Genomic DNA, 22,553 nt, shown 5'->3' with positions numbered 1-22,553 from the left:
GTCAGGTTCTCCTGCTGTGGATGTCCGGGAGCGGTGAGGCGCGTATTCTAACGCTCGCGCCCCTCACTGTCATGGCGCCGGCGCCATGGTCGGCGTTTGCGTTATTAGCCGGCGCGACCTATACGAAGGTCATGGCCCGCCGTATTTGCGGTCGACCGGATTAAATTGGATAATGTGCGCCCCAATTTCCAAGTGCCAATTGCAGAGGTCCAAGCGTGAGTCACGAACAGATCAATCAGCACCTGTCCAACTGGACAGAAAGAGAATCCACCGCGGAAGCCATGATTCCGCTGATCGGCCGCCTCTACCGCAAAAACAATGTGGTTACTTCTGTATACGGCCGCGCCATCATCAACCAGTCGGTTATCGATATCATCCGTGCCCACCGATTTGTGCGCCAGGTTGAAGACAGCGAGCTTTCTGTTCACGACACCCTGCCGATCCTCCAGGCCATGGACAAACTTGAACTCGGTCGTGCCCACGTGGATATCGGCAAGCTGGCGGTCAAGTTCAAAGAGGAAGGCGGCGACCTGACCGAATTCCTGAAGCGTGAAATCGGCCCGGTTGTGGGGCAGTACGCTGCCCAGTCCGAGGAAGATGCCAACAATGACACCAAAGACGTCGTTCTGTACGGTTTTGGCCGGATTGGTCGTCTGCTGGCTCGTATCCTGATCGAGAAGGCCGGGGGTGGCAACAACCTGCGTCTGCGTGCGATTGTGGTTCGCCAGGGCGGTGCGGAAAATGATCTCGAGAAGCGCGCCAGTCTGCTTCGCCGTGATTCCGTGCACGGTCCGTTCGATGGCACCATTACCGTTGATGAGAAGGAATCCGCCCTGATTGCCAACGGCAACTATATCAAGGTTATCTACTCTGATGGGCCGGACAAGGTGGATTACACGGATTACGGCATCAACAACGCCATCGTGATCGACAACACCGGTAAGTGGCGTGATGAAGCCGGTCTTGGCCTGCACCTGAAATCAAAAGGCGTCAGCCGCGTTATCCTGACGGCGCCGGGTAAGGGCGATATCAAGAACATCGTTTATGGTATCAACAACGACTGGATTACTGACGAAGACAGGATCCTGTCAGCCGCCTCCTGTACCACCAATGCCATCACACCGGTATTGAAGGCGATTGAAGACGAATACGGCATCGAAGATGGTCACGTGGAGACGGTGCACTCCTACACCAACGACCAGAACCTGATCGATAACTACCACAAGGGCAGCCGCCGCGGGCGCAGCGCCGCCCTGAACATGGTAATTACCGAGACGGGGGCCGCCAAGGCTGTCTCCAAGGCGCTGCCGGTTCTGAAGGGCAAGCTGACCGGTAATGCGATCCGGGTGCCAACGCCGAACGTGTCCATGGCGATCCTGAATCTCAACCTCAAGAAAGACGTTGATGTGGAAGGTGTTAACGAATACCTGCGGGATATGGCGCTGCACTCGGAGCTGCAGAAGCAGATCGACTTCGTGAACTCTCCGGAAGTGGTTTCCACCGACTTTGTCGGTTCCCGCCATGCCGGCATCGTTGATGCCCAGGCAACCATCACCAGTGGCAAGCGTCTGATCCTGTATGTTTGGTACGACAACGAGTTCGGCTACAGCGCGCAGGTGATTCGTGTGGTCAACCAGATGGCCGGCGTAAATTACCCGATCTTCCCCAAACGTGCGAGAGACTGAGCGAATCGCGCCGATCTGGTGAAGTAATGGTGTTCAGAACCCCGATAGCGATTGCTGTCGGGGTTTTTTGTTTTTACGGTCAGCTAAACGACTGGTTTGGCTGTCGACGCACAACCGGTTCCGGTTTCTGGTGGAAATAGGATTCCTTAATCTCTATAATTGGCGCGATTTTGGGTACGTCTGGCACTCCGTTTCTCATGGTTTTTCTGGGCCGCAGGTGTCGGGCGTTACGAATCCATTGAAAAGTTTCTGATGATTGGATGAGGCTAATGATCAAGATCAAAAAAGGCCTGGATCTTCCCATCAGCGGCGCTCCCGAACAGACCATTACAGACGGCAAACCCGTTCGCCACGTTGCGTTGATCGGTTTTGACTATATCGGCATGAAGCCGACGATGGCTGTGAAAGAGGGGGACCGTGTCAAGCGCGGTACGCTGCTGTTCACGGACAAGAAGACCGAGGGCGTTCGTTATACTTCACCCGCCGCGGGCGTTGTGAAAGAGATCAACCGTGGTGAGCGTCGGGTATTCCAGTCGATCGTTATCGAAGTCGATGGCGATGAGGCTGAGACCTTTGCGCGCTACAGCGAAGCGGATCTTGCCGGCCTGGAACGCCAGCAGGTAGTCGATAATCTGGTGGAATCCGGGCTCTGGACTGCGTTCAAGACGCGTCCGTACAGCAAGGTTCCGGAGATTGATTCCGCTCCCCACTCAATTTTCGTGTCGGTCATGGATACCAACCCGCTGGCAGCGGACCCGACGGTCATCATTGGCGAAAACAGCCAGGCGTTCGAGAAAGGCCTTGAGATCCTTACCAAACTGACCACCGGCAAGGTGTTTGTCACTGGCAAGCCAGGATCCAACGTCGCTGTTCCCAGGTCCGACGCCGTTGAGGTGCACCAGTTCGATGGCAAGCATCCGGCCGGCAACGTGGGAACCCATATCCATCACCTGGATCCGGTTTCTGGCAGCAAGACGGTCTGGAGTATCAATTATCAGGACGTTATCGACATTGCCAAGCTGTTTGAATCCGGTGAAGTCCCTGTTGAGCGTGTCGTGGCGATCGGTGGCCCCAAGGCCCTGAAACCCCGTCTCGTGCGTACTCGTCTGGGTGCCAGTCTTGAGGAGCTTCTCGACGGTGAAGTTGCCACAGATTGCGAGATCCGGGCGATTTCCGGCTCCGTGTTCGGCGGTCGCCGTGGCGATGGTCCCTGCGCCTATCTTGGCCGGTTTGCCAATCAGGTGTCCGTGCTTGAGGAAGGTAACAAGCGCGAGTTCATGGGCTGGCTGTCGCCGGGTGCGAACAAGTTCTCCGTCATGAATATTTACCTGTCCAAGCTGGTCGGTGGCAAACGGTTCGATATGACCACCACCACCAATGGCAGCGAGCGGGCGATGGTGCCGGTGGGTGTTTACGAAAAGATCATGCCGCTGGACATTCTGCCCACGCAGTTGCTGCGTTCCCTGATTGTCGGCGACACAGAGATGGCACAGAAGCTTGGCGCACTGGAGTTGGATGAAGAAGATCTGGCGCTGTGCACCTTTGTGTGCCCCGGCAAATATGAATATGGTCCGATTCTCCGCGAGAACCTGACCCGAATCGAGATCGAGGGCTAATACGATGGCTATCAGACAGTTTCTCGATGGAATCGAGCATCACTTTGAAAAGGGTGGCAAGTACGAGCGCTGGTATGCGCTTTACGAGGCGGTGGATACTATTTTCTACTCGCCGGCGAGTGTCACCTCCACCACCGCCCATGTGCGTGACGGGATTGACCTCAAGCGCATCATGATCACGGTTTGGTTGTGCACCTTCCCGGCAATGTTCTTCGGAATGTGGAACATCGGCTACCAGGCCAACAGTTTCCTGGCGTCCAACCCGGATGCCATGATTGCTGACGGCGGCCTGCGGACTGCCTTTATCCAGGCACTTGCCATCACCGGTTCCGGTGCGGGCGTATGGGACAACTTCGTTTACGGCATGGCGTACTTCGTGCCCATTTACTTCGTGACCTTCGTGGTCGGTGGTTTCTGGGAAGTGCTGTTTGCCACCGTGCGCCGTCACGAAGTGAACGAGGGTTTCTTTGTCACATCGGTCCTGTTTGCACTGATCTGCCCGCCCACCATTCCTCTCTGGCAGGTGGCCCTGGGCATCACCTTCGGCGTCGTGATCGGCAAGGAAGTGTTCGGCGGTACCGGCAAGAACTTCCTGAACCCGGCCCTGACCGGTCGTGCCTTCCTGTACTTCGCCTATCCGGCGCAGATTTCCGGCGACACCGTCTGGACTGCGGTTGACGGCTTCAGTGGCGCCACGGCGCTGAGCTGGGCCGCCAGTGGTGGTCTGGAAGCTCTGGAAGCTCAAATTGGCTGGATGAGCGCCTTCATGGGCACCATTCAGGGCTCGATGGGTGAGACCTCGACACTGGCCATTCTGATTGGTGGCCTGATCCTGTTGGGGATGAAGATTGCCTCCTATCGCATCGTCGGAGGTGTGTTGATCGGTATGATCGGCATGTCGCTGCTGCTAAACATCATAGGTTCCGAGACCAATCCGATGTTCGCGGTTCCGGCGCATTGGCATCTGGTCATGGGCGGGTTTGCCTTTGGCATGATGTTCATGGCGACGGATCCGGTGTCCGCCGCGATGACTGACACGGGTCGCTGGTGTTTCGGTATTCTGGTAGGCGTGATGACTGTGCTGATCCGCGTGATCAATCCGGCGTTCCCGGAAGGCATCATGCTTGCCATCCTGTTCGCAAACCTGTTCGCGCCATTGATGGACCATTACGTGGTTCAGGCCAACATCAAACGGAGGCTTGCTCGTGGCTAAAGCTAAAGAAACCGTCTCCCGCACGCTGATCGTTGCGCTGGTGCTGAGTATCGTGTTCTCTGTCGTGGTATCCACCGCGGCGGTCATGCTCAGACCTGCCCAGGTCAAGAATCAGCATCTTGATATGACAACGAACATTCTCTCTGCCGCAGGTATGCTGGATCAAGGCGATACTGCAGAGCAGATTTTGCAGAAATTCGAGAGTTTCGATGTTCGCCTGGTGGATTTGGATACTGGTAAATTTGTAAAGCCTTCCGCCGTTGGTGTTGCTGAGCCCATGAAATATGATATGTACAAGGCTGCCTCGGACCCTCAGTTGTCTACGGATATTCCTTCCTCGGAAGACAAGGCTGGCATCAAGCGCCGGCCGAATGTTGCCAGGGTGTATACGCTGAGCGAGAACGGAGAGCTAGTGCGTGTGGTACTGCCAATTCATGGTTATGGCCTCTGGTCTACATTGTATGGCTTCATTTCGCTGGAAGGTGATTTGAACACCATTGAAGGGCTTGGCTTTTACTCCCACGCCGAAACTCCGGGCCTCGGTGGGGAGGTAGACAATCCACGCTGGAAGTCGCAGTGGGTGGGGAAGAAAGTTTATGATGGTGATCGCACTGAACCGCAGATCAAACTGGTTAAAGGTGGCGTAAACGTTGATGCAAAAAAAAGGCAGCATAAAGTGGATGCTCTGTCCGGGGCAACGTTGACCAGTCGCGGCGTTGAGCAACTGGTTAACTACTGGATGGGCGACCGCGGATACGCGCCGTTCCTGCAAAAACTTCGTGAAGGGGAGGTCTGATCATGGCAGATGCATCAGCCAAACAGGTTCTCTTCGAACCGATCTTCAGCAATAACCCGATTGCCCTGCAGATCCTGGGCATCTGTTCAGCGCTGGCGGTTACCACCAGCATGAACGTTACACTTGTTATGTGCGCGGCGGTTATTGCCGTTACCGCATTTTCCAACCTGGCCGTGTCCCTGGTACGCACCCAGATTCCGGGCAGTATCCGGATCATCGTGCAGATGACCATTATCGCCTCCCTGGTAATCGTGGTTGACCAGGTGCTCAAGGCCTATGCCTACGAGATTTCCAAGCAGCTCTCAGTGTTCGTTGGTCTGATTATCACCAACTGCATCGTTATGGGCCGCGCGGAAGGCTTTGCCATGAAGAACGGCCCCTGGCTGAGCTTCCTGGACGGCGTTGGTAACGGTCTGGGCTACTCGGTACTCCTGATCTTCGTTGCCTTCTTCCGTGAATTGCTGGGCGCCGGCTCACTGTTCGGTGTCTCCCTGATGCCGGTGGTGAACGAAGGTGGCTGGTACATTCCTAACGGCTTGTTGCTGCTGCCGCCGAGTGCGTTCTTTATTATCGGCCTGGCGATCTGGGGTCTGCGGACCTGGAAGCCGGAGCAGGTTGAAGAGCCGGACTATAAAATGTCTCGCCATGTCGCCAAGGAGGCCTTCTGATGGAGCATTATATCAGCTTGATTCTGAAGGCTGTTTTTGTTGAAAACATGGCGCTGGCGTTCTTCCTGGGGATGTGTACCTTCCTGGCCATCTCCAAGAAGATCGAGGCCGCAACCGGTCTTGGCATTGCCGTGGTGGTCGTGCTGACGGTCACCGTTCCGGTGAACAACCTGCTGTACAACAGCGTTCTGCGCGAAGGCGCCCTGGATTGGGCTGGCCTGCCGAACGTAGACCTGAGCTTTCTCGGATTGCTGACGTATATCGGGGTAATCGCGGCGATTGTTCAGATCATGGAAATGGTACTGGACAAGTATATCCCGGCACTCTACGCCGCTCTGGGTGTGTTCCTGCCACTGATTACAGTGAACTGCGCCATTCTGGGTGCCTCGCTGTTCATGGTGGAGCGTGACTACACCTTCGGCGAGAGTGTGGTGTATGGCTTCGGCGCCGGCCTTGGCTGGGCCCTGGCGATCATCGCCCTGGCGGGTATTCGCGAGAAGCTGAAGTACAGTGACGTTCCGGAAGGCCTGCGTGGTCTGGGTATCACCTTCATTACCGTTGGTCTGATGTCCCTGGGCTTCATGTCCTTCTCCGGTATCTCACTGTAATTCACCCGGTGATTCGGTTTAACGAAAAGGCGAGACCATGAATACAGAAATTATTCTCGGCGTGGTCATGTTCACCGTTATCGTTCTGGCCCTGGTCGCAGTGATTCTTGCGGCCCGGTCCAGGCTGGTAAGCACCGGTGATGTGACCATTGAGATCAACGATGATCCCGAACACACGCTGAAGACCGAAGCCGGCGGCAAGCTGCTCGGTACTCTGGCTAACAGTGGTATTTTCCTGTCCTCTGCCTGCGGTGGCGGCGGTACCTGCGCCCAGTGCAAGTGCAAGGTTCTCGAGGGCGGCGGTGCCATGCTGCCAACAGAGAAGACCCACTTCACCAATCGTGAAGAGAAAGAGGGCTGGCGCCTGTCCTGCCAGGTTCCTGTAAAACAGGATATGAAGGTGGAAGTGCCGGAGGAGTTCTTCGGCGTGAAGAAGTGGGAATGTGAGGTTGTCTCCAACCACAACGTGGCTACCTTCATCAAAGAACTCGTACTCAAGCTGCCTGAAGGTGAGGAAGTGGACTTCCGTGCCGGCGGCTATGTTCAGCTTGAGTGCCCTCCCTACGAAATCGACTTCAAGGATTTCGACATCGAGGAAGAGTTCCACGAGGACTGGGACAAGCACAACATCTGGCGCTACAAGGCGGTCAACAAGGAAGAGACCATCCGGGCCTATTCCATGGCGAACTATCCGGAAGAAAAGGGTGTTCTCAAGTTCAATATTCGTATCGCTACGCCGCCTCCGGGCACGGACCATAACCCGGGCATCATGTCGAGCTATGTGTTCAACCTGAAGCCAGGAGACAAGGTGACAGTGATGGGACCGTTCGGTGAGTTCTTCGCCAAGAAGACTGACGCGGAAATGGTCTTCATCGGTGGCGGTGCCGGCATGGCGCCCATGCGTTCCCATATCTTCGATCAGCTCAAGCGCCTGAACTCCAAGCGCAAGATCAGCTTCTGGTATGGTGCGCGTAGTGTTCGCGAGATGTTCTACGTGGAGGATTTCGACGGGCTGCAGGAAGAGAACGACAACTTCGAGTGGCACGTAGCTCTTTCCGATGCACTGCCGGAAGATAACTGGGAAGGCCCCACAGGGTTTATCCACAACGTATTGTACGAGAACTATCTGAAGGACCATCCGGCTCCGGAAGACTGTGAGTACTACATGTGTGGGCCCCCAATCATGAACGCGTCCTGCATCAAGATGCTGAAAGATCTGGGTGTAGAGGATGAAAACATCATGCTGGATGACTTTGGAGGCTAAGCAGTTCTGATGACATTCAGCATTGTACGACCCGCCAGGGTGGCCCTGGCCAGCGCTTTTACAGCGCTGGCCTTTGCCGTTCTGGCGGGTTGTTCGTTTGAGCCAGAGGAAAAAATCTGGGAAATCTCCGGACCTGTCTTCGGCACCAGCTACCACATCAATGTCGTATTGACCGAGGATCAGGAGAGGCTTGAAACTCTGGCCAGCGGTATCGATGAGGTGCTCGAAGGGGTTGATGCGTCAATGTCGACCTGGCGCGAGGATTCGGAGCTGTCCCGTTTCAATCAACGATCCGATCAATCCGAGTGGGTTCCGGTGTCAGCGGACTTGCTCCGTGTTCTTCAGAAGGCTGAAGAGATCTCAACGATGACCGCTGGTGCCTTTGATGTGACCATCGGCCCGGTGGTAAATCTTTGGGGGTTCGGCCCCGAGGCGCGCCCGGAGCAGATTCCGTCAGAAGAATCTCTCTCCAGGGCTCTTGCCGCCACTGGCTTCGAGAAGCTCGAGCTGCGGGTCGATCCGCCCGCCGTGCGTGCGACACCACCGCAATATGTGGATCTGTCGGCTATCGCCAAGGGATACGGTGTAGATGCGGTTGCCCGTTTTCTTGAGAGCGAAGGCGTGGAGGCGTACCTGGTGGAGATTGGCGGAGAGGTTAGCGTCAATGGCCGTAAACCTGATGGCAGCACCTGGCGACTGGCCATAGAACAGCCGATGGCGGAAGGGCGCGCGGTAAACCGCGTGGTGGCGCTGGAATCACGTGCTATGGCAACATCAGGTGATTATCGTAATTATTACGAATCGGAAGGGCGTCGGTATTCCCATACAATAGATCCTGAAACGGGTGAGCCAATTGCTCACAAACTGGCATCAGTAACCGTTATCGCGGACGATTGTATGACGGCAGATGCTCTGGCAACCGGTTTTAATGTGATGGGCTACGAGCGGGCAAATGAGCTCGCGGTAAGGGAAAATATCCCGGCCTATTTTATTGTCAGGACGGATGAAGGCTTCGAGACGCACCAGACGCCGGCCTTTTCGTCCTACGTGACTCAATGAGGGGAGGGCAACATGGGTACCTTTCTTTTGGTTCTTTTCATCGTGGTTTTGCTGGTTGCAGCCATGTCTATTGGCGTGATCCTCGGGCGCAAGCCCATCAGCGGAACCTGCGGCGGTATTGGCGCGCTTGGTATCAGCCAGTCCTGTGATATCTGCGGTGGTAATACCCAGAAGTGCGAAGAAGAAAACGAACGGTTGGCCAACGAGGGTAAAGAGCCCGAGGCTCTGGCTTACGACGCCAGCAAGGCCAGCAAGCACTGATCTGTTTTTGACAATTACAACCATCTTTTCACGACGTAGATAAGGAGTCACTGCGCGCATGGCAGAACATCATTACGACGTCGTCGTTATCGGCGCCGGTCCGTCCGGCGAAGGCGCGGCGATGAATGCGACGAAACACGGCAAACGTGTCGCGATCATCGAAGACAAGCCTACCGTTGGCGGGAACTGCACCCACTGGGGCACCATTCCTTCCAAGGCGCTGCGCCACTCCGTCAAACAGATCATTACGTTCAACACCAACCAGATGTTCCGGGATATCGGGGAGCCTCGCTGGTTCTCTTTCCCGCGAGTGCTTCAGAATGCCCAGAAGGTCATCGGCAAGCAGGTCAAGCTCCGGACGCAGTTCTACTCTCGCAATCGCGTGGATTTGATAAACGGCCGGGCCTTTTTTGTCGACCAGAACCGCATAGAAGTCCGGGGTAGCAAGTCCTCCGAGACGCTGCACTTCAAGCAGGCGATCATCGCCACCGGTTCCAGGCCCTACCTGCCACCCGATGTGGACTTCCGTCATCACCGTATCTATAACTCCGACACCATTCTGAACCTGTCTCACACGCCTCGCACACTGATTATTTATGGCGCTGGCGTCATAGGGTCAGAGTACGCCTCGATCTTTGCGGGCCTGGGTGTAAAAGTCGACCTGATCAACCCGGGTAGCCGGCTGTTGTCCTTCCTGGATGACGAGATCTCCGACGCCCTGAGTTACCACCTGCGGAATAATGGCGTTCTGGTTCGCCACAACGAGCAGTACGAGTCGGTTGTGGGCGACGACCACGGTGTGGTGTTGTCGCTTCAATCGGGCAAGAAAATCCGTGCGGATGCATTCCTGTGGTGCAATGGTCGCAGCGGGAACACCGAGAAGCTGGGCCTCGAAAATATCGGTCTGGAACCCAATGGCCGTGGGCAACTGGCCGTTGACGAGCACTATCGCACCGAAGTGGACAACATCTACGCGGCGGGCGACGTGATCGGCTGGCCAAGTCTGGCAAGCGCCGCTTATGACCAGGGCCGCTCTGCATCCTCGGATATTGTGGATGACGCATACTTCCGCTTTGTGTCGGATGTGCCGACCGGGATTTACACCATTCCGGAAATCAGTTCCGTCGGCAAAACCGAGCGTGAATTGACCGAAGCCAAGGTGCCCTACGAGGTTGGGCAGGCGTTCTTCAAGGATCTGGCCCGTGCGCAGATCACCGGAGAAGCGGTCGGCATGCTGAAAATCCTGTTTCACCGGGAGACCCGCGAGATTCTGGGTATCCACTGTTTCGGTGACCAGGCAGCAGAAATCGTCCACATCGGCCAGGCGATCATGAACCAGAAAGGAGAGGCCAACTCTCTGAACTACTTCATTAATACCACGTTCAACTACCCGACCATGGCGGAAGCCTACCGGGTTGCGGCATTGAATGGCCTGAACAGAATTTTCTAGGCTGCCTACGAAAAAGGGGCCAGATGAAATCGCTCATCTGACCCCTTTTCGTTTTTCAATCTCCTGGTTTCAGCCTGCTGACACGGCCTCCTGGTTGGCCGACACGCCCTCGTGACTCTGTGGTAACGACAGCGCCGATCTGGCCCGGTTATCGAAAAACATACGGGTGCTTGTCGGGTAATCGGTAATGATGCTGTCCACTCCCATCTCTTCCAGTTGCAACATGTCGTGAATCCGGTTCACCGTCCAGGTGGACACGTGCATGCCCTTTCGATGGGCTTTTTCAACCAGCGCTTTCGAGCAAAGCTTCCAGTTGATGCAGAGATACTCACAGCCGAGTTGGCCCGCAATGCTCAAGGGGCGCGGGAATTTGCGCTCTGCGACCAGGCCGATGCGGATGTTCTTGTTCCGCCGCCGGATCTGTTTCAGAAACCAGGTGTCGGAAGAGGTTATGGCCACCGTCTGATACAGATTGCGTCGCTGTATAACCTCTGTCAGGCGATTGCTGAGAATGTTCAGGCGCTGACGCGTGTCTTTTTTGACTTCCAGTTGCAGGTGTTCGAGGTCGTCGAACCGGTCCAGAAGGTCTTCCAGCGCGGGAATTCCCGTGGGTGTGGGCCAGGAGCTGGTGTTTCTTCGCGCATCCATGGCAGCCAGTTCGGCGGCCGTGTACTGACTGATACTGCCTTTCTGGCTGGTCGTGCGGTCAACCGAAAGATCGTGCACCAATACCGGCTTGCCGTCCTTTGACAATACGAGATCCAGTTCAAAATGCCGGATACCGTGCCGGTAAGCATGCGTAAATCCCGGAAGGGTGTTTTCGGGAGCTTCTCCCTTGGCGCCTCTGTGTCCGTAGACAATCATTCCGCTGCATCATCCTTCAGGCGTTGGTAAATGGCCTGGCGCTTCTTCCAGGTGTCGTGGCAAAGGCGTATGTCTTCGAGGTACGCCGGCAGCTCGTTCATCAGCAGGGCCTGGGGGCCGTCCACCAGGGCTCTTTCCGGCTTGGGGTGGAAATCCACGAGCACCATGTTGGCACCGGCGACGACGCCCTGGGCGGTCGCGTGCATGACATCAAGGATGCCGTCCGGAGACTGCTCGCGGCTGCCCACCGAATGGGAAGGATCCACACAGACTGGCATACGGGTAAGGCGCTTGACCGCCGGCACATGGGCGAAATCCACCATGTTCCGATGGGGCTGGCCGGCTTCGGTTTTCATGCCCCTCAGGCAGAAGATGACATTAGCGTTGCCTTCGCTGGCCAGATACTCGGCAGCGTTGAGGGATTCATTCAGGGTAATCCCGAACCCGCGTTTGAGCAGTACCGGATAGGTACTCTGGCGGCCAATGGCCTTGAGCAGCTCGAAGTTCTGGGTATTGCGGGTGCCCACCTGCAGCATTACACCGGTGGGACGGCCGAGCTTTTCGAGGCAGTTGTCGATTTCCTCAATGTGGCTCTCATGAGTGATCTCCATGGCGATCACCTTGATGCCGTGCTTACCCGCCTTTTCAAACACCCAGGGGAGGCAGCCCTTGCCGTGGCCCTGGAATGAATAGGGGTTGGTGCGCGGCTTGTAGGCGCCCATTCGTGTGCAGACTTCCCCATGGTCTTCCAGGGCCTGCATCATCATGTCGACGTGTTCGGGCACATCAACCGCGCATAGCCCGGCAAAGATGTTCAGATTGGATTGACTGAACTCGACGCCGTTGTAGTTGAAGCCGCTTTGCCGTCGATCGTCCCGGTGGCGTCCAAGAATACGGTAGTCGTCCGAAATGCGTATGGCCCGTTCGACCGCAGGCAGGGCTTCGATCTCTTCCTTGTTCAGGGGCTTGGTGTCCCCGAGAAGATAGATTTCGGTCAGCCTCTGGGTGGCGCCCTGAACCTCATGAACCCGAACCGACACGTTCGGGAGATTCTCGAGGTAGTGCATGGTCTGTCGGTATTCTTCGCTGTCCAGAGCGGTATTCGGATGAAGAATCGCTAGCATGCTGTCTCCTTTTAAGAACCGGCGTCTTGCGCCCGGTGCCGCGCCTGCATGAACTCCCGATGATTAAGATGCAGCAGGTCTGCCATGCGGCGAATAAGGTGTTCTTCGTACTTGTCGATGCGGCCATCCGCAAAGGCCACGCGCCAGATGCTTTCGAGCAGGGCCTGTTTTCCTTCCTGGTCCAGGTACTCGTTGATCTGGCCGGTAAATTCATAGAGCGACGTGGCATCGTCTGCGTGGCTAAGGGCGTCTTCCAGAATTTCCTCGGCTTCGGCCTGGGTTACCTGATGTGCTTTTACTGCGCCATCAACAATGGCCTGCAGTTCGCGCTCGTCTTCATCCTGGTCGACACGGGAAAGTTGAACCATCAATGCCGTTGCAGCCACTGCGAGCTGATGGTTATCGGGCTTCTCGCGTTCAGCTTCCGGTGCCGCAAACAATTTTTTCAGGCGCTCGATCATGATCGGACAGTCCCACTTCTGTGTTTGGTTTGAGGCGCCGCGTCAGGCCGCCCTGGCCAGCTGCCGGACCCGGTTCTCCAGTTCAATCTGGTCGGCTGTGAACCGGCGGATTCCATCGGCCAGCTTCTCGGTAGCCATAGCGTCCTCGTTGGATTCCCAGCGGAACAGTTTCTCGTCGATGGTGCCAAACTGATCCGGTGAGCTGGCGGTGTCGGCGACCAGTCGACGCGGCAGATCGCCCAGGTCGTCCTGCAACTCCTGCAGCAGGGTAGGGCTTATGGTCAGGCGGTCACAGCCAGCCAGCATTTCAATTTCGCCGGTGTTCCGGAAACTGGCGCCCATCACCACCGTTTTAAAGCCGTTGGCCTTGTAGTAATTGTAGATACGGGATACCGAAAGCACCCCCGGATCCTCTGCAGCCGGGTAGCTGTCCCGGCCAGTGCTGGCCAGGTGCCAGTCCAGAATTCGACCAACAAAGGGCGAGATCAGGAATGCACCGGCCTGGGCACAGGCGGCCGCCTGAATGAAAGAAAACAGCAACGTCAGGTTGCAGTGAATGCCTTCTTTCTCCAGTTGCTCGGCCGCCCGGATGCCTTCCCAGGTAGAAGCAATCTTGATCAGTACGCGACTGGTGTCGACGCCCTGCTTGTCGTACAGCTCAACCAGGCGGCGGGCGCGCTCAAGCGTACCGGCGGTATCAAAGGACAAACGGGCATCCACCTCCGTCGAAACCACACCGGGAATCAGGTTCAGGATTTCTCGGCCGGCGAGTACGGCCAGCATATCAGTGGCCATGGTCAGCTGCTCGGCGTCTGAGCCGCCATGCCGCCGGGCTTCTGCCACAGCCTTGTCCAGCATCGGCCGGTAAGCGTCAGAAGCGGCAGCTTTGAGTAGCAGGGATGGATTAGTGGTGGCATCTTCCGGCCGCCACTTCGCAATGGCTTCGATATCGCCGGTATCCGCTACCACCGTGGTCATGGTCTTCAGTTGGTCGAGCTTGCTGGTCATTCGTCCTGTCGTCCCGGTTGATCTGTTATTGGTGCGCCCGAATCCCGGGCGCTGGCTATATGCCTACAATAACGGGCCGCTCTGACAGGAACAAGACAACAAAAGGTATGGTGGCAATTGCCTGCGATTAAGCTTCGGCAATCTCCGGCGCCGCCGGTTCACGAACCTTTTCCAGAGCGGTTTCGATCACTTCCAGGCCAGCACCGGATTTATGGGCGTTCTCGCTGATATAGCGACGGAACTGCCGACCGCCAGGTTGGCCGTGGAACAGGCCGAGAAGGTGCCTGGACATGTGAGTCAGGAATACGCCGCGCTCAAGTTCGCTCCCTATGAACGGAAGCATGGCCCGAAGTGCCTGATGCCGGGTTTCTACCGGCGCTGCCTCCCCGAAGAACTCCGGATCGACGCCTGCCAGCAGCCAGGGATTGTGGTACGCCTCCCGACCCAGCATCACGCCGTCGGTATGCCGGAGATGCTCGTGGCACTCATCGAAGGTCTTGATGCCGCCGTTGATGATGATTTCCAGGTGCGGGTATTTCGCTTTCAGCCGGTAGACCCAGTCATATTTAAGCGGAGGGACTTCCCGGTTTTCCTTGGGGCTCAGGCCTTCAAGAATCGCGATCCGGGCGTGTACGATAAAGGTCCGGCAGCCAGCTTCCGACACTTTTTCCACGAATTCGCAGAGATCGTCCCAGGACTCCCGCCCATCAATACCGATTCGATGCTTCACGGTGACTGGCAGCTCGGTTGCTTCAATCATGGCGCGCACGCCCTCTGCCACCTTGTCCGGATGGCCCATCAGGCAGGCACCGATCATGTTGTTCTGAACACGATCGCTGGGGCAACCGACGTTCAGGTTAACCTCATCGAAGCCGTATTGCTGTGCCAGCCTGGCACAGTGGGCAAGTTCGCCGGCATCGCTGCCACCCAGCTGAAGGGCCAGTGGGTACTCGGCCTCATCGTGGCGCAGAAAGCGCGCGGTGTCGCCATGAATCAGTGCGCCGGTGGTGACCATCTCGGTGTAGAGCAGGGTATGCCGGCTAAGCTGGCGCGCCAGATAACGGTAGTGACTGGTGGTCCAGTCCATCATCGGGGCCACGCAGAAGCGGCGGGAGGGGCCGGAGTTGTGCAGCAGGGTGTCCTCAGATGGTATTCCAGACATTGCGATACCTGTTGTCGACGAAAAACGGGTGACGAAAAGAACTACGTTGAAACCAAGAGTCGTAGTTTAACAGGCATTGGTTTCCGATTTCCGTAAGGCTTTGGCGAAATCCATAACAGGCTTCAGGCTGCTCGTTTCAAATAGTTGCGGAGAAAATTGAAGTAGATTAGAGCGTCTCGAGTGGAGAACAGCTGGGGCTTGAATCCACCATAGAGTTTGTTGATGTAATTGCCCGGAACCTCGGGAAGCTTCGCCAGAGCCATTGCCCAATCGTCAAACTGGCGATGATCGATTTGCTCGTACTGAATCAGGCGAACATCCTGGTGGCGAGGATCGGCAGTGATGCCAAGGTAAAGTCTGTTGACAGCCTCTTCCTCACCTTCCAAAACCTGCATGAAATTGAACTGATCATAAGCCAGCAGGCCGGTGATGCCGTCCCGCTCGTTTCTTTTGATGGATTCCGCGAGGATGTCGTCTAAATCGGATTCCTGCAGATGCGAAGAAACGCTGCTGAAATAGATAAGCCTGCAAAGTCTGGGCTTCGATGCGTCCATAGCAAAAAACCGCCCTGAAGGAGAAGCACTCCTTCTGCTATGATCTCATGCTTGTTTAACTGTACTCCCATAAAACCCAAGTAAACAACCTTGCCCTGGAGTTTGAACGTATGCCCCTGATGGTGCAGGCTCTGCTGCCGGTATTTGTCCTGATCATGCTGGGGCATGTGTTCCGCCGCATTGACTTTCCGGGCGGCGATTTCTGGCCCCAGGCGGAGCGGTTTACCTACTACGTGCTGTTTCCGGCCATGTTGGTCTTCAAGCTGGGGCAGGCCAGGTTGCCGGCTTCCGCTTATGGTGACATTGCATTGCTCATTGGCGCCATGCTGATCGCGATGACGCTGATCCTGGCGATTGCCCAATGGTTCTGGCGCTGGTCCGGCCCGGTTTTTTCTTCGGTTTACCAGGGGGCGATCCGGTTCAATTCCTATGTGGGCCTGGCGGCTGGCGGCATGCTGCTCGGCGATCAGGGCCTCTCCCTCTCGGCGATTGCGGTTGCCATCATGGTGCCGTTGCTGAATCTGCTGTGCATACTGATGTTTTCACTGGTGGCCACGGAAGGGCCGGTGAGGCTGGTGCCAGTATTCAAGGCGATTGTGACCAATCCGCTGATCGTGGGCTCGGTGATTGGCGTGGTCTGGAGCTTCTTCGAAATCGGATTTCATCCGCTGATCGGCGGCATTCTCGAGCCGTTAAGCAATCTGGCGTTGCCGATGGGTTTGATGACGGTTGGCGCCGGGCTTCAGCTCAAGGCCCTCAGAGGCGCTTCGTTGCCGTTTATTGTTTCATCGGCGCTGAAGTTGATCGGATTTCCGCTGATGACTGCGGGGCTGGCCTTGTTGCTGGGTCTTGAGGGAATGATGGTTCAGGTGGCCGTGCTGTTGTCGGCGCTTCCCACGGCCACCTCTGCCTACATTCTGGCTCGACAGCTTGGTGGCGATGCCCCCCTGATGGCGGGCATCATCAGTGGTCAGACCTTGCTGGCCATCGTCACCATACCTTTAATGCTCAGTATTCTCTGGTAGGCACTTGAGCACCGCGTCGACAATGCTGTGCTGGAAGTTGTTGTAACCTTCTGGCGTTGCCGCGATGTCAGTGGCCAGAGGGTCCCAGGTGCTGAAGGTCACGTCCAGGCTCTCGGTGATCGAGCGCCACCACTGCCGGTTGAACTGCGGTTCGGTCAGGAGGCAGGGATGGTTTGCGTTGCGCAGTTTTTCCTGCACTTCCGCGATATGCCGGGCCCCTGGCGACAGCTCCGGGTTCAGTGTCAGAACGCCCTCGAGTTTCAGTTCATAGTGTTCGGCAAATCGGGTAAAGGCGTCGTGATAGGCGAACAGGCTGATTTCGTGCGCCGGTGCAAGGCGGTCCCGGATAGTGGCATCGGTTTCTCGAACGCTGGCTTTGAACTGCTCGAAATTCTCGTTTAACGCGCCAGCGTCAACACCTTTCAGTCCTGAGAGAGCATCCCGGATCGTCCCGGCCATTTCGATGGCCAGTTCGGGATCCAGCCAGATGTGCGGGTCTTCGCCGTCTCCGTGATCATGGCCGTGTCCGTGCCCCTCGTTGTGGTGTTCTTCCTCCTTGGCCTCCTCTTCGTGGGCATGGCCATGGTGATCGTCCGCGTGGTCGTCGTGCGCGTGTTCATCGTGGGTAACGTCCCCGGGTTCGTGCTCGGCATCCATGAGCGCGACCGTTCGACCGCTGAATTCCTGCCCTGCCAGAAGGCGATTAAGGAAGGTTTCCATGTCGGGCCCGACCCAGAAAATCACGTCGGCGTTTTCCAGGGCCCGGCGCTGGGATGGCTTCATGGTGTAATTGTGGGGGCTGGAGCCGGGCGGGACGAGACTCGTTGTCTGCATGTCTTCCGTGGCGATCGCACTGACGATCAGCTCAACCGGTTTGATGGAAGTAACAATGCGGGTCTCGGCCTGCAGGGCACTGTGAAACAAAAGGGTGCCGGCTCCGAGTGCAATAGAAAGTGCTTTTCCGGTAACGCGCATGATAAAAGAGATCCTGCGATGCTGATGTGTAATGTTATAATATAACAAACTCGGCCGGGGCCGGCAAAAGAAACTTCTTACTTAGTATTTCTGGTGTGCTCGTTAACTTCCTGATCATGCGAAACCTGCCGTTGGCCGGTATAATGCCCGCTTTATCAAACGGCCACCGATTTTTCAGGAAGGTTTCATGACTGTACGTACCCGAATTGCTCCGTCACCCACGGGAGACCCTCACGTTGGTACCGCCTACGTGGCCCTGTTCAACCTGTGCTTTGCCCGTCAGCACGGCGGCCAGTTTATCCTGCGTATCGAAGACACCGACCAGGCCCGCAGTACCGCAGAATCCGAGCAGGACATTCTCAAGGCGCTGCGCTGGCTCGGTCTGAACTGGGACGAAGGCCCCGACGTGGGTGGTCCTCACGGCCCCTATCGCCAGTCCGAGCGCAAGCACTCGTACCGGCAGTATGCCGAGGATCTGGTGACGGCCGGCCACGCATTTTATTGCTTCCGCACACCGGATGAGCTGGAAGCCATTCGGGAAGAACGCAAGGCCCAGGGCCTGAACCCGGGTATCAAGGGCGATCTGGAGCTGCCCGAGGACGAAGTGAAGCGCCGCCTCGATGCAGGTGAACCATACGTGATTCGTATGAAAGTGCCCGATGAGGGCGTCTGCGAGATCGACGACATGCTTCGGGGCACCATTGAGATCGACTGGGCTCAGGTGGACTGCCAGATTCTGCTCAAGTCCGATGGCATGCCCACTTATCACCTGGCGAATGTGGTTGATGATCACCTTATGGAAATCACCCACGTTCTGCGTGGTGAGGAGTGGATCAACTCGGCGCCCAAGCACAAGCTGCTGTATCAGTATTTTGGCTGGGATATGCCGGTGCTGTGTCACCTTCCGCTGCTGCGCAACCCGGACAAGAGCAAACTGTCCAAGCGCAAGAACCCGACCAGCATCAATTTCTATGAGCGCATGGGCTTTCTGCCGGAGGCCGTCACCAACTATCTGGGGCGCATGGGCTGGTCCATGCCGGACGAGCGGGAAAAGTTCACCCTGGATGAGATGATCGAGAACTTCGACATCCAGCGAGTTTCCCTTGGCGGCCCGGTGTTTGACGTGGAGAAGCTCCGCTGGCTGAACGGCCAGTGGCTGCGCGAAGAGCTGACTGAAGAGCAGTTCATGGAGCGCATGCGCCAGTGGTGGTTCAATGAGGATGCCCTGCGTGCTCTGGTGCCCCACATCAAGGGCAGGGCAGAGGTGTTTTCGGATGTGGCGCCCATGGCCCAGTTCATGTTCTCCGGCATGCTCAACCTGAGGCCGGAAGACTTTGCCCACAACAAGCTGGAGGAAGCCCAGATCAAGCGGGTTCTTCAGTTCACGCTTTGGAAGCTTGAAGCGCAGCGACACTGGAGCAAGGAGACCATCTTCGCGGATATCAAGGCGTTGGCCAAAGCCATGGACCTGAAGATGGGTGACTTCATGTTCTCTATTTTTGTGGCGGTTGCTGGCACCCCGAATTCCTGGTCTGTCATGGATTCCATGGCGCTGCTGGGCCCGGACATGACCCGTTCAAGGCTTCGGCATGCCCTGGAAGTGATGGGTGGATTCTCCAAGAAGGAAACCAAGAAGGTGGAAAAGGAATACGCGGCTCTGGGTATTCATTAACCGCTTTGGTGAATTAATAAACGGCTTGAACAGGGATGTTCAGAAAACTGAAAAAAAGTGTGTTTCAGAGGTTGACGCCCATAGGGCGGATCCTTAATATACGCAGCCGTTGAGGGGCCATAGCTCAGCTGGGAGAGCGCAACACTGGCAGTGTTGAGGTCGGCGGTTCGATCCCGCCTGGCTCCACCAATTTCTAGTCCCCTTCGTCTAGTGGCCTAGGACTCCGCCCTTTCACGGCGGCAACAGGGGTTCGAACCCCCTAGGGGACGCCAATACGGCTTGACGGTTTAGTCCACCGGGAAGCCATCAAAAAAACCGCCTTCTGGCGGTTTTTTTGTGTCTGAATGTCGGGTCAGACAACAATGGGGTCAAATGAAATTTCCATCTGACCCCGGATTTATTCAGCGCTCGGCAATGGCACCCTTCCCAACACCCTCATAAGCCTTCACCCGGATGGTGTCTGTCGCGAACTCCACCTTGAGCTTGTCGGCCATGTGGGCGGCAATCAGCTCCACCGTGGTGTCGGTATCCAGCATGTACACGCGATCCTCTGGCAGGGTCAGTGCAAACTCGCCCTGGTTGGCCTCGTATTCGAAGGTCACATAGCGAACGCCGTCTTCGCCAACATGGCGACGCACCACATCCTCCTCGGACCCCACGTAGATATCCCGCCAGAGCTTGGCCCAGCGGCGCTCCAGATCGTAATCGCGGTGGCCGTTCCGGTCGATACGAATCGGTGATCGATGGCCGTGGGCGATGCGCTGGCAGTTGCCCAGGTGTTTCTTAAGGCCGTGGACATAGTGGTAGTAAGCACCATCGATTTCCTCTTCCCGGAGATTGATCTCCACGGAAATCACGTTGGCCGGAAGCACGGCCTTTATTTCCTGTTCCAGCAAAGAGGCCACGGCCGAGGGCACAACCCGGTCGGCGGACAACCAGACAATGGCCTCGTCCGGTGAGCGGTGAATGATCTGGCTGCCGTCCGTGAGAGCCCAGGTAAAAGTGTCTGGCTGCTCCTCACTCCAGGACAGCCCCTGGTAGCCGCGGGGAATCACCAGACGATGGTCAACACGCTCATCGATCACCCGCTTGATGGTGCGTTTTACGTTACTGAAGTCGAACACCATGCCCTGTTCGTCCAGCTCCCCGCCAAGCACCACATCCGCAATCCAGCTTTCACCCACCAGCCCACGGGTCGGGTCCAGGTAGGCAAAATCGATAACGGTCAGGTTGTCTACAAACAGATGGTTCATCAAATTTCCAGGCGGGTGTGGTTGATTGATGGCCGAATTCTAGCAAAAATCACCGAATACAGCAGTCTGGCGGTTGGCCACTGCTTCATTTCTTTTTGCTATCGGACTCATCATTTTAAACCTCGACTCGCACATTGATCAGCAATTTCCGGTACTGATACTGGCGGCCGGTGCCTCGAGCCGCCTCGGTCGGCCGAAAGCCCTCCTGCCGCTGGCTTCTGGTGACGGGACAGACACGGACTGCCGTAACCGCACATTGTTGGACGCCGCCATTGCCCAAGGCCGAATCCTCAGCCCGGAAGTTCGAGTGGTGTGTGGGGCCTGGTACCCGCTCATACGCTTTCGTTGTCGGAGGCAACCTTCTTCCTGGTTGCGGGCGCCGGATTGGCAGGAGGGCATCTCGGCATCTCTGTCAGCGGGACTTCGCAGCCTGGGGCCAGCGGTAAAGGGCGTATTTGTTCTGGTGGCGGACCAGCCGTTACTGGATCTGAACGCCCTCGAGGCCTTTGGCAAGGCGGCCCGCTGTGTACCGGAACAGCCCATCGCTGCAGATTACGGTGGCCGGCCGGGTGTGCCCGCCTATTTACCCAGATGGCTCTGGCCGCTGGTGTTGGATCTGGAGGGGGATAGGGGCGCCGGGCGACTGCTCGCAGAGGTGCGTGCAACCCGGGTAGATATTCCGGGGATCCACGATGATGTGGACACCCCGGCAGACTGGCACAGGATCAGGACCCTGCTCAACCGAACAGGCCAGACAGCCAGGCAATCCCGACGCTGAAGATGCCGAGACTTATGGCAAGACCAATGGTGTAGACCCGGGACGATGCCGAGCGCTGCTGCGCAACAAAAAGGTCGATTGTGCGCTGGGCTATGTCTTCAGCGGTTTCCCTCGAGATCTCGTGGGCTTGCTGAATAGCCTCGGACTGAAGGGTTTGCCAGAACTCGGTATCAATCGTCTGCACACTCGTGATGTGATCTTTCAGCTCGGCCATATGCTCGCTCGTGAAGCCGGAATTCTTTTTCAGCTCCTTCTTGAGCACGGCAAGTTCGCTGCCAAGGTTCAGGTTGACCTCCGCGGCAACTTCGTCCCGCAGATTTTTGGTCCGTTCGTCGACCATTTCGGTGACGGCGTTCAGGCGTTCCTCAATCACCGCGTCCTGTTTGCTTCGGGATTCATCCAGAGCCCGCTTCAGGTGATCGAACTGCTCGTCAAAGAGGGAACTGAGCAGTTCGTGGAGGCGGTTGTTGATGTGAGTTTTGACTGCGGAACGGGCGATCTGCTCAATCAACTCGCTGGTCAAGGGCACCACATTGGCTTGCGGGTTGCTCCGGCTGGCTGAATCGCCCGTCTTGGGCGACAGTTCCACCGACGCATCTGCAGGTACGTTCAGCAGTTCGTCCTCTTCCGCGGCAGCCGGCTCAGATTGCAGCGGTGGCTCCGGCAAGTTTCCGCCTGTGACGTCACTGGCCAGCTGGTCCAAAACCTCTTTGAGGCCCTCCGTTTGCGGCGGTTTAGTGAGGATGTTGTAAACACCGAAGTTCCTGGCCTCCTCCATGAATGATGACGATTTTTTGGATGTGCACATGATGATGGGGATGCCGGCGGTCTCCGGGTTGCCCTTGATGGCTTTGGTCGCCTCTACGCCATTCATCCCCGGCATTAGATGGTCCATGAAGATGACATCCGGACGCCCCTGGCTGTTCAGGAAATCGAGGGCCTCCTCGGCCGAGCCAGCCATATTGACTTCCATATCGCGACTTTCCAGCAGTTTGCTCAGGGCAAATCGGGCCACCTTGGAGTCATCTACCAGCAGAGCGTTCTTGATCGCCATGTC

The 22,553-nt window shown here is 56.8% G+C and carries 22 protein-coding genes and 2 tRNA genes; 15 read left to right on the top strand and 9 right to left on the bottom strand.

The window, feature by feature from the left end:
- Positions 1-230 precede the first annotated feature (230 nt).
- From AC13E3_RS20885 to sthA, 10 genes are all read left to right on the top strand, one after another.
- Positions 231-1,685, top strand: a complete 1,455-nt coding sequence (locus AC13E3_RS20885; protein WP_413540232.1) for a glyceraldehyde-3-phosphate dehydrogenase — start codon at positions 231-233, stop codon at positions 1,683-1,685.
- Between the two features lie 269 nt (positions 1,686-1,954).
- Positions 1,955-3,301 (top strand): Na(+)-translocating NADH-quinone reductase subunit A, encoded by a 1,347-nt coding sequence (locus AC13E3_RS20880; protein ID WP_008175071.1) that lies wholly within the window; start codon positions 1,955-1,957, stop codon positions 3,299-3,301.
- A gap of 4 nt (positions 3,302-3,305) precedes the next feature.
- Positions 3,306-4,514, top strand: coding sequence for an NADH:ubiquinone reductase (Na(+)-transporting) subunit B (locus tag AC13E3_RS20875; protein ID WP_008175069.1), 1,209 nt, complete (start codon positions 3,306-3,308; stop codon positions 4,512-4,514).
- Positions 4,507-5,310, top strand: coding sequence for a Na(+)-translocating NADH-quinone reductase subunit C (locus AC13E3_RS20870; RefSeq protein WP_053112423.1), 804 nt, complete (start codon positions 4,507-4,509; stop codon positions 5,308-5,310). The genes AC13E3_RS20875 and AC13E3_RS20870 overlap by 8 nt, the downstream gene beginning before the upstream one ends.
- Positions 5,311-5,312: 2 nt before the next feature.
- A complete protein-coding gene (locus AC13E3_RS20865) occupies positions 5,313-5,978 on the top strand; it encodes an NADH:ubiquinone reductase (Na(+)-transporting) subunit D (RefSeq protein WP_008175066.1) in 666 nt (221 codons plus the stop codon).
- Entirely contained in the window at positions 5,978-6,586 is a 609-nt protein-coding gene (gene nqrE / locus AC13E3_RS20860; protein WP_008175064.1) for an NADH:ubiquinone reductase (Na(+)-transporting) subunit E, read from the top strand. The genes AC13E3_RS20865 and nqrE overlap by 1 nt, the downstream gene beginning before the upstream one ends.
- 37 nt (positions 6,587-6,623) lie before the next feature.
- Positions 6,624-7,850 carry an NADH:ubiquinone reductase (Na(+)-transporting) subunit F gene (nqrF, locus tag AC13E3_RS20855; protein ID WP_014577567.1) on the top strand — a complete coding sequence of 409 codons (1,227 nt, stop codon included), beginning with the start codon at positions 6,624-6,626 and terminating at the stop codon, positions 7,848-7,850.
- A 9-nt stretch (positions 7,851-7,859) separates the two neighbouring features.
- Entirely contained in the window at positions 7,860-8,909 is a 1,050-nt protein-coding gene (locus AC13E3_RS20850; protein ID WP_008175059.1) for an FAD:protein FMN transferase, read from the top strand.
- 12 nt (positions 8,910-8,921) lie between these two features.
- A complete protein-coding gene (gene nqrM / locus AC13E3_RS20845; protein WP_008175057.1) occupies positions 8,922-9,170 on the top strand; it encodes a (Na+)-NQR maturation NqrM in 249 nt (82 codons plus the stop codon).
- A gap of 58 nt (positions 9,171-9,228) precedes the next feature.
- Positions 9,229-10,620, top strand: a complete 1,392-nt coding sequence (sthA, locus tag AC13E3_RS20840) for a Si-specific NAD(P)(+) transhydrogenase (RefSeq protein ID WP_405420434.1) — start codon at positions 9,229-9,231, stop codon at positions 10,618-10,620.
- 69 nt (positions 10,621-10,689) lie between these two features.
- Here sthA and AC13E3_RS20835 read toward each other — a convergent pair whose 3' ends face one another.
- From AC13E3_RS20835 to AC13E3_RS20810, 6 genes are all read right to left on the bottom strand, one after another.
- On the bottom strand, positions 10,690-11,484 hold the full coding sequence (locus AC13E3_RS20835) for a glycerophosphodiester phosphodiesterase (protein ID WP_405420431.1): 795 nt from the start codon (positions 11,482-11,484) through the stop codon (positions 10,690-10,692).
- Positions 11,481-12,608: a 3-deoxy-7-phosphoheptulonate synthase gene (locus tag AC13E3_RS20830; RefSeq protein WP_008175051.1), complete on the bottom strand. Its 1,128-nt coding sequence runs from the start codon at positions 12,606-12,608 to the stop codon at positions 11,481-11,483. Before AC13E3_RS20830 ends, AC13E3_RS20835 begins: the two co-directional genes overlap by 4 nt.
- Before the next feature lie 11 nt (positions 12,609-12,619).
- The gene (locus AC13E3_RS20825; RefSeq protein ID WP_008175048.1) at positions 12,620-13,069 is read right to left on the bottom strand and encodes a tellurite resistance TerB family protein; all 450 of its coding nucleotides are present in this window, start codon (positions 13,067-13,069) and stop codon (positions 12,620-12,622) included.
- Between the two features lie 42 nt (positions 13,070-13,111).
- Positions 13,112-14,077: a transaldolase gene (gene tal, locus AC13E3_RS20820; RefSeq protein ID WP_008175047.1), complete on the bottom strand. Its 966-nt coding sequence runs from the start codon at positions 14,075-14,077 to the stop codon at positions 13,112-13,114.
- Between the two features lie 127 nt (positions 14,078-14,204).
- The gene (gene dusA, locus AC13E3_RS20815) at positions 14,205-15,239 is read right to left on the bottom strand and encodes a tRNA dihydrouridine(20/20a) synthase DusA (protein WP_008175046.1); all 1,035 of its coding nucleotides are present in this window, start codon (positions 15,237-15,239) and stop codon (positions 14,205-14,207) included.
- 122 nt (positions 15,240-15,361) lie between these two features.
- Positions 15,362-15,793: a BLUF domain-containing protein gene (locus tag AC13E3_RS20810; protein ID WP_008175045.1), complete on the bottom strand. Its 432-nt coding sequence runs from the start codon at positions 15,791-15,793 to the stop codon at positions 15,362-15,364.
- A gap of 110 nt (positions 15,794-15,903) precedes the next feature.
- Between AC13E3_RS20810 and AC13E3_RS20805 the strand changes: the two genes are divergently transcribed.
- Positions 15,904-16,818, top strand: a complete 915-nt coding sequence (locus AC13E3_RS20805) for an AEC family transporter (protein ID WP_482902458.1) — start codon at positions 15,904-15,906, stop codon at positions 16,816-16,818.
- Here AC13E3_RS20805 and AC13E3_RS20800 read toward each other — a convergent pair.
- On the bottom strand, positions 16,795-17,793 hold the full coding sequence (locus AC13E3_RS20800; protein ID WP_008175043.1) for a zinc ABC transporter substrate-binding protein: 999 nt from the start codon (positions 17,791-17,793) through the stop codon (positions 16,795-16,797). The genes AC13E3_RS20805 and AC13E3_RS20800 overlap by 24 nt on opposite strands.
- 187 nt (positions 17,794-17,980) lie before the next feature.
- On the opposite strand from AC13E3_RS20800, the gene gltX reads away from it, so the two are divergent.
- The 3 genes from gltX to AC13E3_RS20785 all read left to right on the top strand — a co-directional run bounded on the left by gltX (position 17,981) and on the right by AC13E3_RS20785 (position 19,737).
- Positions 17,981-19,465, top strand: coding sequence for a glutamate--tRNA ligase (gene gltX / locus AC13E3_RS20795; protein ID WP_008175038.1), 1,485 nt, complete (start codon positions 17,981-17,983; stop codon positions 19,463-19,465).
- Positions 19,466-19,578: 113 nt separating this feature from the next.
- Positions 19,579-19,654: transfer RNA gene (locus AC13E3_RS20790), tRNA-Ala, on the top strand.
- A 7-nt stretch (positions 19,655-19,661) separates the two neighbouring features.
- A tRNA-Glu gene (locus AC13E3_RS20785) sits at positions 19,662-19,737 on the top strand.
- Between the two features lie 129 nt (positions 19,738-19,866).
- Here the strand turns inward: AC13E3_RS20785 and AC13E3_RS20780 are convergent.
- Positions 19,867-20,718, bottom strand: a complete 852-nt coding sequence (locus AC13E3_RS20780; RefSeq protein ID WP_092029916.1) for a 6-carboxytetrahydropterin synthase — start codon at positions 20,716-20,718, stop codon at positions 19,867-19,869.
- A 73-nt stretch (positions 20,719-20,791) separates the two neighbouring features.
- Between AC13E3_RS20780 and AC13E3_RS20775 the strand changes: the two genes are divergently transcribed.
- The gene (locus AC13E3_RS20775) at positions 20,792-21,496 is read left to right on the top strand and encodes a nucleotidyltransferase family protein (RefSeq protein ID WP_008175034.1); all 705 of its coding nucleotides are present in this window, start codon (positions 20,792-20,794) and stop codon (positions 21,494-21,496) included.
- Here AC13E3_RS20775 and AC13E3_RS20770 read toward each other — a convergent pair.
- Positions 21,456-22,550 (bottom strand): response regulator, encoded by a 1,095-nt coding sequence (locus AC13E3_RS20770; RefSeq protein ID WP_008175032.1) that lies wholly within the window; start codon positions 22,548-22,550, stop codon positions 21,456-21,458. The genes AC13E3_RS20775 and AC13E3_RS20770 overlap by 41 nt on opposite strands.
- Between the last annotated feature and the right edge of the window lie 3 nt (positions 22,551-22,553).

The sequence above is a fragment of the Marinobacter sp. L-80 genome (genome assembly GCF_056859395.1).
The sequence above is the reverse complement of the archived record's forward strand: the minus strand, read 5'-3'. Positions and strand labels throughout refer to the sequence as shown.

Coding starts and splice junctions, on each gene's coding strand:
- AC13E3_RS20825 (WP_008175048.1), bottom strand. CDS start 13,069: ATGATCGAGCGCCTGAAAAAATTGTTTGCGGCACCGGAAGCTGAACGC.
- nqrM (WP_008175057.1), top strand. CDS start 8,922: ATGGGTACCTTTCTTTTGGTTCTTTTCATCGTGGTTTTGCTGGTTGCA.
- AC13E3_RS20865 (WP_008175066.1), top strand. CDS start 5,313: ATGGCAGATGCATCAGCCAAACAGGTTCTCTTCGAACCGATCTTCAGC.
- AC13E3_RS20835 (WP_405420431.1), bottom strand. CDS start 11,484: ATGATTGTCTACGGACACAGAGGCGCCAAGGGAGAAGCTCCCGAAAAC.
- nqrE (WP_008175064.1), top strand. CDS start 5,978: ATGGAGCATTATATCAGCTTGATTCTGAAGGCTGTTTTTGTTGAAAAC.
- sthA (WP_405420434.1), top strand. CDS start 9,229: ATGGCAGAACATCATTACGACGTCGTCGTTATCGGCGCCGGTCCGTCC.
- dusA (WP_008175046.1), bottom strand. CDS start 15,239: ATGTCTGGAATACCATCTGAGGACACCCTGCTGCACAACTCCGGCCCC.
- AC13E3_RS20800 (WP_008175043.1), bottom strand. CDS start 17,793: ATGCGCGTTACCGGAAAAGCACTTTCTATTGCACTCGGAGCCGGCACC.
- AC13E3_RS20880 (WP_008175071.1), top strand. CDS start 1,955: ATGATCAAGATCAAAAAAGGCCTGGATCTTCCCATCAGCGGCGCTCCC.
- AC13E3_RS20805 (WP_482902458.1), top strand. CDS start 15,904: ATGCCCCTGATGGTGCAGGCTCTGCTGCCGGTATTTGTCCTGATCATG.
- AC13E3_RS20780 (WP_092029916.1), bottom strand. CDS start 20,718: ATGAACCATCTGTTTGTAGACAACCTGACCGTTATCGATTTTGCCTAC.
- tal (WP_008175047.1), bottom strand. CDS start 14,077: ATGACCAGCAAGCTCGACCAACTGAAGACCATGACCACGGTGGTAGCG.
- AC13E3_RS20830 (WP_008175051.1), bottom strand. CDS start 12,608: ATGCTAGCGATTCTTCATCCGAATACCGCTCTGGACAGCGAAGAATAC.
- nqrF (WP_014577567.1), top strand. CDS start 6,624: ATGAATACAGAAATTATTCTCGGCGTGGTCATGTTCACCGTTATCGTT.
- AC13E3_RS20850 (WP_008175059.1), top strand. CDS start 7,860: ATGACATTCAGCATTGTACGACCCGCCAGGGTGGCCCTGGCCAGCGCT.
- AC13E3_RS20770 (WP_008175032.1), bottom strand. CDS start 22,550: ATGGCGATCAAGAACGCTCTGCTGGTAGATGACTCCAAGGTGGCCCGA.
- AC13E3_RS20875 (WP_008175069.1), top strand. CDS start 3,306: ATGGCTATCAGACAGTTTCTCGATGGAATCGAGCATCACTTTGAAAAG.
- gltX (WP_008175038.1), top strand. CDS start 17,981: ATGACTGTACGTACCCGAATTGCTCCGTCACCCACGGGAGACCCTCAC.
- AC13E3_RS20810 (WP_008175045.1), bottom strand. CDS start 15,793: ATGGACGCATCGAAGCCCAGACTTTGCAGGCTTATCTATTTCAGCAGC.